This window comes from Enorma shizhengliae (genome assembly GCF_009676995.1).
GTDB classification, from domain to species: domain Bacteria; phylum Actinomycetota; class Coriobacteriia; order Coriobacteriales; family Coriobacteriaceae; genus Enorma; species Enorma massiliensis.
On sequence record NZ_VTFZ01000007.1, the window covers coordinates 117,233 to 128,653 of the forward strand.

The following is an 11,421-nucleotide window of genomic DNA, read 5'->3' on the forward strand; positions in this document are numbered from 1 at the left end:
CATCTATGCCTTTTGATCCCGTCATCGTAGTAGGCGGAGGTCTCGCGGGATGCGAGTGCGCGCTGCAACTTGCTAAGCGCGGCGTACCCGTGAAGCTCTTTGAGATGCGGCCCCACACGAATTCCCCCGCACATCGTACCGATGGCCTCGCTGAGCTCGTGTGCTCGAACTCACTGAAGGCCACCCGAATCGACAGCGCCGCGGGGCTCTTGAAGGAAGAGCTTGCGCGCATGGGCTCAGAGCTTCTGCAGTGCGCCAACGCAGCGTCCGTGCCAGCCGGCGGCGCGCTTGCGGTAGACCGCGAGGCGTTTTCCTCCCTTGTTGAGGAGAAAGTGGGAAACGAAGAGCTCATCGAGCTGGTGCGCGAGGAAGTGACAACGATACCCACGGGCAGGGTTGTCATAGCAGCGGGCCCTCTCTGCTCACCCGCGCTGAGCGAGGCCGTGCTCGAGCTCGTCGGCGGGTCGTCGCTCTCGTTCTTCGATGCTGCGGCGCCCATCGTGGACGCCGAATCGCTCGATTGCTCCGTGCTGTTCCGACAATCCCGCTATGGGGAAGCTGAAGTTGGCGACTACCTGAACGCCCCCTTCACGAAGGATGAGTACGAGGCATTTATCGACGCCCTCGTTACGGCAGACCGTGTGGTGCTCAAGGATTTTGAACACGGTGGGCTGTTCCAAGCCTGCCAGCCAGCGGAGGAAGTTGCGCGAACCGGTCGAGATGCCCTTCGCTTCGGCGCGATGAAGCCTGTTGGCCTAACTGATCCGCGCACGGGACGCCGTCCTTGGGCCGCCCTTCAGCTTCGTGCGGAGAATCGCGAGGGCACCGCCTATAACCTCGTAGGCTTCCAGACGAACCTCACCTTCGGAGAACAGAAACGCGTGTTCCACATGGTTCCGGGCCTCCAAAACGCCGAGTTCTTCCGCTATGGCGTCATGCACCGCAACACGTTTGTCGATGCGCCCCATGTGCTCGATTCCACCTTTGCCGTTCCGGGGACACAGGTACGATTGGCTGGGCAGATAACCGGCACCGAAGGGTATACCGAGGCCATCGCCTCTGGTCTTTTGGCAGCCCTCAACACCTATGCCGACCTTATCGGCGCAGCTCCGGTAGCGCTTCCCAAAACGGGTGCCCTAGGCGCGCTCGTTGCCTATGCGACCGATCCTGCAACCGAGGACTACCAGCCCATGCATGTGAACTTCGGACTTGTTCCGTCGCTTGAAGATGGGGTGCGGCGTGGCAAGCGGGATCGATATCGCGCCTATGCGGACCGAGCGCTCGCCGATTTCGAAGCCTATCTTGCCACGAGAGACGAGCTGTTTCCCATGAAGGGCGCATCTCGATGACCGCGCTTGCAAACGAGGCTACACACGACGGGGCCATGGAGCCTTCTCGCGACTTCCTCGAAGCGCTCGATGCGTTCATCGCCTACATCGCGCGCGTTGAGGGGTTTTCGCCCGAAACGGTTCGCGCGTACGAAGGCCATCTTGAAGCTTACGGGCGATGGTGCGCGCGGAAGAGCGTCAACGCGCTCGAACCGGATATCCACGACCTTCGCGGATATCTCGCCTATCTCAACCGTGCCTCGTATGCGACGCGCACCATCGCGGCGCACCTTTCTGCCGTGCGGTCGTTTTTTCAATGGGTCCATGCAGAGGGCATCGTAGATACCGACGCCGCATCGCTCGTGCAGATGCCGAAGATGCCGCGTTCTCTCCCCAAAACGGTGTCCTCCACCGAGATGCAGCGGCTTTTGGCCGCTCCCGACACGTCGACCCCCTCTGGCATGCGCGATGCCGCGATGCTCGAGCTGTTCTACGCAACGGGTGCGCGTATCTCAGAGCTGTCGCACATCGATATCGCGGACTTCGATTGGACGACCAAGACGGTTCGCCTCTTCGGAAAGGGCTCGAAGGAGCGCATCGTTCCCGTCTATCGCCGCGCCCTCGATGCGACCCGTACCTATATCGATGACGCTCGACCTCTTCTAGTACGAGCCTCAAGCGATTCGGCAGCGATGAAGCGCGTTGATGGGCCGCTCTTTCTATCCACGCGAGGAAACCGCATGGATGCAAACGCCCTGAGGTACCGGTTTCATAAGCTGTGCCGCGAGGCCGGCTTACCGGCCGATATCACGCCGCATGTGATGCGCCACACCTTCGCTACGGACCTTCTCGCTGGCGGAGCAGATCTGAGGAGCGTCCAGGAGCTTCTGGGCCATGCAAGCCTTTCTACCACGACGCTCTACACCCATCTCACACCCGATCGCCTGAAATCGGCCGTTATGCAAGCCCACCCGCGCGCCGATGCATAGCCGCTCGTTGCGCCAGGTAGATAGACCGTCTCAAGATTCGGTGCACGTCGATTCCCGTCGCATATAACCGCTCGCCTGCGTTTTCACATACGGGCAGATGGAATCAGGTGGAGTTTCGATTTGTGGTTGGAAACGCAGCGCGCACCTGCTATCATGCTGAACGTTGCCGATTCGGCAGCAGTACCATCACACACGCGCGGCTACTTTCCCGCCGTGGTGCCCGGGTGCCGGTAGCACAAACCCGGGTGGCAGGGGAGGGCTGACCCCGCGCGGAGGCAAACCACAGGAGGTTATCATGGCTACCAAGATTACGATCCGCACCCTGCTCGAGGCTGGCTGCCACTTTGGTCACCAGACCCATCGTTGGAACCCGAAGATGAAGCCGTACATCTTCGGCGAGCGCAACGGTATGTACATCCTCGACCTCAAGCAGACCATCATCAACGCCGACCAGGCCTACACCTTCCTGCGCAACACCGCGAAGTCTGGCAAGATCCTCTTCGTGGGCACCAAGAAGCAGGCTCAGGAGGCCGTGAAGAACGCTGCCGAGCGCTGCGGCATGCCCTACATCAACCAGCGTTGGCTCGGCGGCATGCTCACCAACTTCGTGACCATCCGCTCCCGCATCAACCGCATGGAGGAACTCGAGGGCATGGTTGCCGACGGCAGCATGGCTCTTCGCGGCAAGAAGGAGCAGTCGGTGCTCGGAAAGGAGCTCGCTAAGCTCCAGGCCAACCTCGGTGGCGCTCGCGACCTCAAGGGTCTTCCCGCCGCGCTCTTCGTCATCGACACCAAGCGCGAGGAGAACGCCATCAAGGAGGCTCGCCGCCTCAACATCCCCGTCATCGCTCTGCTCGACACCAACTCCGACCCCGACGAGGTCACCGAGCTGGGCATCGGCATCCCCTGCAACGATGATGCCATTTCTTCCGTCACCCTCATGTGCGAGCTCATGGCCGACGCCTGCATCGCCGGCAGCAACAAGCCCGAGGTGACCGAGGCCGAGATGGCTGCCTCCGAGCTTCCCGCCGAGGAGGCCCCCGTTGCCGAGGCCGAGACCGTCAAGGCTGCTCCTGCCGAGTAGGCACACCCGGAATCGATCGGGGGCGTACGTCATACAGGCGCCCCCGATGTTTGCAATCCTTAGTAAACAAGGGCATTTCTAGAGAAAGGGGCCATGATGGCCAACATTACTGCCGCCCAGGTCAAGCAGCTCCGCGAGATGACCGATTCCCCCATGATGGAGTGCAAGAAGGCGCTCGTCGAGGCTGACGGCGACATGGATGCCGCTGTTGACATCCTCCGCAAGAACGGTCTTGCCGCTGCCGCCAAGAAGGCCGGCCGCGAGACCAACGAGGGTGCCGTAGGCGCTTTCGTTTCCGATGATGCTACCGCCGGTGCTCTCTGCGAGGTTGCCTGCGAGACCGACTTTGTGGGCTCCAACCCCAAGTTCACCGGTTTTGCCGCCGCCGTTGCCCAGGTTGTCTCCGAGACGAACCCTGCTGATGTCGATGCGCTCCTCAAGGAGTCCCTGGAGGGCGAGACCGTTGAGTCTGCACTCACCGAGCTCATCCACACCATGGGCGAGAACATGAAGATCACCCGCTTCGCCGCACGCAAGGCCGTAAACGGTGCGGTTTCCAGCTACGTGCACATGGGCGGCAAGATCGGCGTTCTTGTTGAGTTCGCCTTCAACAACGCCGAGACCGCGCAGAACGAGGCCTTCAAGACCTTCGCTCACGACGTGTGCCTTCAGGTTGCCGCCGTCGCGCCGATCTGCGCCGTTCGCGAGGACGTCCCGGCCGAGACCATCGAGCACGAGATGAGCATCTACAAGGCCCAGGCCGCTGAGTCTGGCAAGCCCGAGGCCATCCAGGAGAAGATTGCCACTGGCCGCCTTGAGAAGTTCTACAAGGAGCAGGTGCTCACCGAGCAGGCTTTCGTCAAGGATGCCGACATGACGATCGCGCAGTACGCCGCCAAGGTTTCCAAGGAGACCGGCGACGAGATCCGCATCGTTGGCTTCGACCGCATCTCCCGCGCCGACGCGTAAGCACAGACGCCTGTTTTGCTTTCTATCGAGCCCGGTCTCTTAGCGAGCCGGGCTCGATTTTTGTAATTCGGTTCAGTGAAGGTTGCGAGAACCATTCAGGATGACCATTCAATGCAATTCCCCATCTGTTGCATTCTGGAAGCGTGCTCTCCTTGCACATTACCGTAGCCCACTTTGTTAGAATGTCGTAAGGTACGACTCAAAGGAGGATCCTCTTGTCCGGCTATCGTTACAAGCGCGTACTGCTTAAATTATCCGGCGAAGCACTCATGGGTGAGGGCGTCTACGGCATCGACCCTGCGGTGACCGACCGCCTGGCGCACCAGGTTGCCGATCTTCGCAACGACGGCATTGAAGTTGGCGTCGTTGTGGGCGGCGGCAATATCTTCCGAGGCATGGCCGGTGCCGCCAAGGGCATGGACCGTGCGCAGGCCGATTATATGGGTATGCTCGCCACCGTCATGAACGCACTTGCTCTGCAGGACGCCTTCGAGCGCGCCGGGTGCGAGTGCCGCGTGATGAGCGCCATCCAGATGAACGAGGTTTGCGAACCGTATATCCGCCGCCGTGCTATGCATCACCTTGAGAAGGGCGATGTGGTCATTTTCGCCGCGGGCTCGGGTAACCCGTACTTCACCACCGACACCGCCGCCGCATTGCGCGCCTGCGAGATCGATGCCGACTGCCTTATCAAGGCAACGAAGGTCAACGGCATCTACGATAAGGATCCCGTCAAGAACGACGATGCCGTCCGCTTCGATACCATTTCATACCACGAGGTGCTTGTCCGCGGCTTGCAGGTTATGGACACCACCGCCACCGCACTCTGCCAGGATAACAACATGCCCATCATCGTCCTCAACATCGAGGGCGAAGACACCATCAAGCGCGCTCTTGCGGGCGAGCCCATCGGCACCGTCGTCGTTGAGGAGGACTAACAATGGCACAGATCACCGACCGCATGGACAAGAGCCTCGAGAGCCTGTCCCATGAGTTCGCCAAGGTCCGCACGGGCCGCGCGAACGCGAACATCCTTTCCGATATCACCATCGATTATTACGGTGTGGCCACGCCCATCACGCAGGTTGCCGCGGTCAAGGTCCCCGAAGCGCACATGCTCATGGTCGAGCCTTGGGACAAGTCGGTCCTGAACGCCATCGTTCACGCCATCAACGCTTCCGACCTTGGCATCACGCCCTCGACCGACGGCACCGTCGTACGTCTCCCGTTCCCGGCGCCTACGGAGGAGCGCCGTCGTGAGCTCGTGAAGGAGTGCCGCGAGCTCGCCGAGCAGGCGCGCGTGTCGATTCGTAACATCCGCCGCGACGAGAACGGCAAGATCGAGCGGAACGAAGAGCTTTCCGAGGATGACGTCCGTCGCGAGCAGGCTAAGGTGCAGAAGCACACCGATGCCTACATCAAGAAGATCGATGAGATGCTGAAGGCTAAAGAAGCCGAGGTCATGGAGATTTAGCGTGCAGAACGTGGATTACGACGACTCAACGTTTGAGACTTTCTTCGCGAACCCGCCGGCGGGACTTGAGCTCGATGCGCTCGATCGCACGCGTATTCCCCGCCACGTCTCCTGCATCATGGACGGCAACGGCCGCTGGGCCACCTCGCGTGGCCTTGGCCGTGGTGAAGGCCACAAGGCCGGTATCGTCTCGCTGCGCGAGATCATCACGGCTTGCGTGCGCTTGGGCGTTGAGGTGCTCTCCGCCTATGCGTTCTCCACGGAGAACTGGAAGCGCCCCAAGCAGGAAGTGAACCTGCTCATGCACCTGTTCGCGCAGACGTTCGTTGATGAATTGCCGTTACTCAAACGCGAAAACGTTCGCGTGGTCTTCCTGGGCGACATCTCCGCCCTCCCCAAGCGCACCCGCGAGGTTTTTGAATACGGCCTTAAGGAGACGTCAACGCACACCGGCATGGTCCTCGCGCTCGCGGTGAACTATGGCGCGCGTGCCGAGCTCGCGCGGGCGGCCCGGCTCCTCGCTGAGGATGTTGCCGCCGGACGCCTCGATCCGAGTCAGATCGACGAAGCCGCTGTTGCGGGCAAGCTCTATACCGCCGGGCTTCCCGATCCAGAACTCATCATCCGCACGTCGGGCGAACTGCGCCTCTCGAACTACCTCCTTTGGCAAGCCGCCTATTCCGAGTTCTACATCACGCGCACGTATTGGCCCGACTTCAACCGATGGGAGCTGCTCGATGCGGTCCTATCCTTCCAGGGCCGCGACCGCAGGTTCGGCGGCATCCATGAGAAGGAGGCGTAGCGTGAGCACCCGTCCTTCCTCCTCCGCTCCTGCCGAACAGGAGGGTGCGCAAGCATCTCCCGCGTTCACCGGCCTTGTGACGCGCGTTATCTCCGGCTTGGTGTACGTCGGCCTGTTTATCGGCAGCATCCTCTTTGGATCCATATCAACTGCTGTCTTTGTTGCGCTTATCAGCGTTCTTTCAAGTCATGAGTTCTTCCAGATGATTAAGCGCGACGGCAAGGTCCCCAATGAGCTTTTGGGCAATGTCGCGGCATTTCTGTTTCCTATCGCCGCGCTCGGTGAGTCCATGTATCTGTCGGCGTTGATCTTCTTGCTCATCCTCGCCGTGGGGCTCTGGTACGTCTATTCCCCGCGCACCCGCATAGCCGATGTCGCCGCGACGCTCATGGGACCGCTGTATACCGGTTTCATGCTATCTGCCATCGTGTTGCTCCGCGACGCCGTTCCGGGCTTTCCGGGAGCGCTCCTCACGGTCGGGGTCTGTGCGTCGCTCTGGGTTTCGGACTCCTTTGCCTACCTCGTTGGCCGCGCAATCGGGCGTCATAAGATGGCTCCGCGCATCAGCCCCAACAAAACCTGGGAGGGTTTCGTCGGCGGTATTGCAGGGTCTATCATCGTATGGCTCATCTTGTTCGCTACGGGCTTCTATCGCCTCAATATCTTCTTCGCGCTTGGATGTGGCATCGCCGTTGCCATCCTTGGCGTGTTCGGCGACCTCATAGAATCCCGCCTCAAGCGCGGTGTGGGGGTCAAAGACTCCGGCAACCTAATCCCCGGTCACGGCGGCATGCTCGATCGCTGCGATTCCCTCATCTTTGGCTGCATAACGGCAGAACTCATCCTCGTCATCGGAGGTGTGCTGTAATGCCTCAATCTGACGATCCCAAGCTTCGGGTAGCGATTCTTGGATGCACTGGTTCAATCGGTCGCCAGGCTCTCGATGTTTGCGCGCAACATTCAGATCTTCTTGAGGTCGTCGCCCTCTCAGCGCATGGCAAGACGAAAGAGCTCGTAGACGCTGCCCGTACACATCATGTGGCTTGTGTTGCTGTGACCGATTCCTCACACGCAACGGATCCCATCTTGGCTGAACTTCCTAAGGGAACCGAGCTCCTGTTCGGCGCGGATGCCCTTGCTCATATCGTTGTTCGGGACGATGTCGATTGCGTGCTTAATGCCGTTGTCGGCGCTGCTGGCCTTACGGCGAGCTATGAGACACTGCGCTCCGGAAAGCGTCTCGCACTCGCCAACAAGGAATCGCTCGTGGTGGGCGGTGACGTGCTCATGCCGCTTGCGCGGCCGGGCCAGATGCTTCCCGTTGACTCTGAGCATAGCGCGATTTTCCAATGCTTGGTGGGGGAGGAGCGCAACCCCATCCACGCCATCTGGCTCACCTGCTCAGGTGGGCCGTTCTACGGCCGCACGCACGATGAGCTCGCAGGTATAACGGCCGCCGACGCACTTCGTCATCCGACCTGGTCGATGGGCCCGAAGATTACCATCGACTCTGCCACGCTGATGAACAAGGGCCTTGAGCGCATCGAGGCGATGCACCTCTTTGGCGTACCCATGGAACAAATCACCGTGCTTATACAGCGCGAATCCAAGATCCACTCGATGGTGGAATACGAGGATGGTTCTGTTATCGCCCAACTCGGCGCGTCCGACATGCGAATTCCCATTCAGTATGCCTTTTCGTACCCCAACCGCTGGGATGCGCCATGCAGTCGAGTCGACTTCCGCGAGATCGCCTCCCTCTCCTTCGGCGCACCGGATATGGAGACATTCCGATGCCTCGCCCTCGCCGAGCGCGCCGGCATCGAAGGGGGTACGTATCCTTGCGTGCTCAACGCTGCTAACGAAGTTGCCGTGCATGCGCTCCTTAACGACGAATGCTCGTTTACCGACATCGCCTGCCTTGTTGAGCGCGCGCTCGACGCGCATGTGCGCGAAGAGGCCGAGTCGATCGAGCAGCTTCGCGATGTGGATGCATGGGCGCGCTCCTTTACTGCCCATGCGCTCAAAGCGCTTGCCCGCTCATAGGAAAGCGAGGATATGGATACACTCGTTCAGGTGGTAACCACCGCGTTCTGGGGCCTTTTGCTGCTCTCTGCGCTCGTATTTCTTCACGAGGGCGGGCATTTTCTCGCCGCCCGAGCATGCGGGGTCCGCGTTACAGAATACTTCCTGGGTCTGCCGTGCCGTTTAAATTTGAGCTACACCTCGAAGCGCATAGGCACGAAGTTCGGCATCACGCCGATCCTGCTCGGAGGCTACGCGATGATCTGCGGCATGGACCCTACGTCCAGCCCTGTGGCTCCCGCCGTGCTTACGTTTGTGCATCGTCGTGGTATTGCGACGCTTGGCGACATCGCCCGGGAACTCGATTGCACCGAAGACGAAGCGCTCGAGGCATGCATGCAGCTCATGGAATGGGGTTCTATCGCGCCTGCACGCGACACCGCATCAGAAGACTCGAATCTCGATGACTCGTACCCCTCGGCCTTCGCCGCAGTTTCACGCGACGCGAAGGGTGCGACGATATTTGATGGACGGCGCTTCGACCGCGCTCATGCCACGCGCGAGGGTGAGCCCTGGCAGCCCCCGATGGACGAGAACGCCTTCTTTGAGCTCGAAAAATCCCGCACGTATAGCGGAAAAGGTTTCTGGCCGCGGGCCTTCATGCTCGTCGCCGGCATCCTCGTGAACCTTATCACCGGGCTTTTGCTGCTCATGAGCATCTATTCGCTCGTGGGCGTCGAGGTCACCGTCGACGAGAACATCGTCGGATCCGTTGAGGTTGGCTCCGCCGCAGAGGCTGCCGGCCTTATGCCCGGCGACGAGATCATATCTATCGACGGCGTCGAGACGCAGACCTGGACAGATGTCTACAACGCAATTCAGAGCGCTGCGGGCACCGGCTCTTTTGAGATAACCTTCATTCAAAACGAAGACCAGCATTCTGCTACGATCGAGCTCGAAGAGGGGGAGATGCTTGGCATCGGCATCCCCACCCAGGTCGTACGTCTCAATCCGGTTGATTCCGCGCGCCTCTCGATAAGCTACGTGGTGGAAACCGCGCGCTCCATCCTCGACCTCTTTAACCCGCAGCACACGATGGAGATGCTCGAAAACACAACCTCGATCGTTGGCATATCCGTCATGTCGGCCCAAGCCGCGGCGCAAGGCCCCACGACATTCCTCATGCTCGCTGCCCTGATATCGTTCTCACTCGGCTTGATGAATCTCTTGCCCATACCACCGCTCGATGGCGGCAAGCTCATCATCGAGATCATCCAGGCGGTCACGAGGCGTGAGGTTCCCCTGAACGTGCAGTCCGCGATCTCTTATGTGGGCGTCGCTTTGTTCCTCGCGCTCTTCGTCTTCGTCCTTCGCAACGACATCATTCGGTTCATTCTGTAGCAGGGAGGCTTCGAGTATGCCTACGTCGCTTCCGCGTGAGCTTACGCGCCCGGTCATGGTCGGATCGGTGCAAATCGGTGGGGGAGCGCCTGTGGTTGTCCAGTCGATGACCTGTACGCCCACCTCAGATACCGAGGCCACGCTCAACCAGATTCGCGCACTCGCCGACGGGGGCTGCGACGTCGTTCGCGTCACGCTTCCCAACCGTGCCGCCATCGACAGCTTCAAAGCAATATGCGACGCCTCTCCGGTTCCCATCATCGCCGACATCCATTTCGATTATCGCCTCGCCATCGCCGCGGTTGACGCCGGCGCGGCGAAGCTGAGAATCAACCCCGGCAACATCGGTTCCTGGGAAAAGGTTGATGCTGTCATCGATGCCGCAGGTGCTGCCGGGGCAGCCATTCGCATCGGCGTGAACGCCGGATCGCTAGAAGAGGACCTTGCATCTCGCGACGACCTCACGCAGCCCGAGAAACTCGTTGCCTCGTCGCTCCGCTTTGTCGAGCATTTCGAGGCACGCGGCTTCAAAGACATCGTGCTCTCTGCCAAGGCCCATAGTGTGCCGACGACGATCGAGACCTATCGGGCGCTTTCGCGTGAGCTTCCTCATATTCCGCTTCACATTGGAGTCACTGAGGCGGGAACCGTTCAGCAGGGCACCATAAAGAGTTCCGTGGGGCTCGGCGTGCTTCTTGCTGAAAGCATCGGCGACACCCTTCGCGTCTCGCTGACAGCCGATCCAACCGAGGAGCCGCCGGTAGCCTGGGGCATCCTGCAGTGCCTTGGCATACGTCGACGCGGGCCCGAGCTCGTTTCCTGCCCAACCTGCGGCCGAACCCAGGTCGACCTCATCCCCATTGCCCAAGAGGTTGAGAAGCGCCTCCGCACGTGCGAGAAGCCCATTTCGGTTGCCGTGATGGGCTGCGTGGTAAACGGACCTGGCGAAGCATCCGATGCAGATGTGGGTGTTGCATGTGGAAAGGGGAGCGCCCTGCTCTTCAAGCATGGAAAACCGGTGCGCAAGATTCCCGAGAGCCAGATTGTTGACGCGCTCATGGAGGAAATCGAGAAGCTGTAAGGCGAAGTTGCTGACCGGGTGCACGACACCGTTTATTTCTTCGCTGGTCCTCGCCATTCAGCCTTGCTGAATGGCTGCGGAATCGCTCAGAAACAAACGGTGTCGTGCACCCGGCGGTAACGGGTTCTGCGGTTATTCGCCCCTCCTCCTATATTGAAGTTGCCACTTCTCGCGCAGTGGCCGCGCTTCTTTACCCGTAGACGCGAATATGGGATAAAGGGCGCGAACGGGGCGGAGGGCGCGCGCTCCTCCTTGGGGTACGGCCCCT

At 60.4% G+C, this 11,421-nt stretch carries 11 protein-coding genes; all 11 read left to right on the forward strand.

Translation table 11 applies throughout. The features are described 5' to 3' along the window. Positions 1-5 precede the first annotated feature (5 nt). Positions 6-1,349, forward strand: coding sequence for a methylenetetrahydrofolate--tRNA-(uracil(54)-C(5))-methyltransferase (FADH(2)-oxidizing) TrmFO (trmFO, locus tag GJE22_RS06470; protein ID WP_144688458.1), 1,344 nt, complete (start codon positions 6-8; stop codon positions 1,347-1,349). Next, positions 1,346-2,317: a tyrosine recombinase XerC gene (locus GJE22_RS06475; RefSeq protein ID WP_235895838.1), complete on the forward strand. Its 972-nt coding sequence runs from the start codon at positions 1,346-1,348 to the stop codon at positions 2,315-2,317. Before trmFO ends, GJE22_RS06475 begins: the two co-directional genes overlap by 4 nt. A gap of 295 nt (positions 2,318-2,612) precedes the next feature. Further along, positions 2,613-3,401 (forward strand): 30S ribosomal protein S2, encoded by a 789-nt coding sequence (rpsB, locus tag GJE22_RS06480; protein WP_144688459.1) that lies wholly within the window; start codon positions 2,613-2,615, stop codon positions 3,399-3,401. Positions 3,402-3,497: 96 nt separating this feature from the next. Next, a complete protein-coding gene (gene tsf, locus GJE22_RS06485; RefSeq protein ID WP_144688461.1) occupies positions 3,498-4,370 on the forward strand; it encodes a translation elongation factor Ts in 873 nt (290 codons plus the stop codon). Positions 4,371-4,585: 215 nt separating this feature from the next. Beyond that, a complete protein-coding gene (gene pyrH, locus GJE22_RS06490) occupies positions 4,586-5,308 on the forward strand; it encodes a UMP kinase (RefSeq protein WP_019128339.1) in 723 nt (240 codons plus the stop codon). 2 nt (positions 5,309-5,310) lie between these two features. Continuing rightward, positions 5,311-5,844, forward strand: a complete 534-nt coding sequence (gene frr / locus GJE22_RS06495) for a ribosome recycling factor (RefSeq protein ID WP_144688462.1) — start codon at positions 5,311-5,313, stop codon at positions 5,842-5,844. 10 nt (positions 5,845-5,854) lie between these two features. Continuing rightward, entirely contained in the window at positions 5,855-6,646 is a 792-nt protein-coding gene (locus GJE22_RS06500; protein WP_186297434.1) for an isoprenyl transferase, read from the forward strand. Between the two features lie 76 nt (positions 6,647-6,722). Further along, complete coding sequence (locus GJE22_RS06505; protein ID WP_407923529.1) at positions 6,723-7,514, forward strand: phosphatidate cytidylyltransferase; 792 nt, start codon at positions 6,723-6,725, stop codon at positions 7,512-7,514. Continuing rightward, positions 7,514-8,692 carry a 1-deoxy-D-xylulose-5-phosphate reductoisomerase gene (gene dxr, locus GJE22_RS06510; protein ID WP_144688467.1) on the forward strand — a complete coding sequence of 393 codons (1,179 nt, stop codon included), beginning with the start codon at positions 7,514-7,516 and terminating at the stop codon, positions 8,690-8,692. The genes GJE22_RS06505 and dxr overlap by 1 nt, the downstream gene beginning before the upstream one ends. Positions 8,693-8,704: 12 nt before the next feature. After that, positions 8,705-10,072: a M50 family metallopeptidase gene (locus tag GJE22_RS06515; RefSeq protein ID WP_144688469.1), complete on the forward strand. Its 1,368-nt coding sequence runs from the start codon at positions 8,705-8,707 to the stop codon at positions 10,070-10,072. Positions 10,073-10,088: 16 nt separating this feature from the next. Continuing rightward, positions 10,089-11,153 carry a flavodoxin-dependent (E)-4-hydroxy-3-methylbut-2-enyl-diphosphate synthase gene (ispG, locus tag GJE22_RS06520; protein ID WP_144688471.1) on the forward strand — a complete coding sequence of 355 codons (1,065 nt, stop codon included), beginning with the start codon at positions 10,089-10,091 and terminating at the stop codon, positions 11,151-11,153. The last annotated feature ends 268 nt before the right edge of the window (positions 11,154-11,421 follow it).

Excerpts from the sequence above, each read along its gene's own strand:
- trmFO (WP_144688458.1), top strand. The coding sequence starts at position 6 with ATGCCTTTTGATCCCGTCATCGTAGTAGGCGGAGGTCTCGCGGGATGC.
- GJE22_RS06475 (WP_235895838.1), top strand. The coding sequence starts at position 1,346 with ATGACCGCGCTTGCAAACGAGGCTACACACGACGGGGCCATGGAGCCT.
- rpsB (WP_144688459.1), top strand. The coding sequence starts at position 2,613 with ATGGCTACCAAGATTACGATCCGCACCCTGCTCGAGGCTGGCTGCCAC.
- tsf (WP_144688461.1), top strand. The coding sequence starts at position 3,498 with ATGGCCAACATTACTGCCGCCCAGGTCAAGCAGCTCCGCGAGATGACC.
- frr (WP_144688462.1), top strand. The coding sequence starts at position 5,311 with ATGGCACAGATCACCGACCGCATGGACAAGAGCCTCGAGAGCCTGTCC.
- dxr (WP_144688467.1), top strand. The coding sequence starts at position 7,514 with ATGCCTCAATCTGACGATCCCAAGCTTCGGGTAGCGATTCTTGGATGC.
- GJE22_RS06515 (WP_144688469.1), top strand. The coding sequence starts at position 8,705 with ATGGATACACTCGTTCAGGTGGTAACCACCGCGTTCTGGGGCCTTTTG.
- ispG (WP_144688471.1), top strand. The coding sequence starts at position 10,089 with ATGCCTACGTCGCTTCCGCGTGAGCTTACGCGCCCGGTCATGGTCGGA.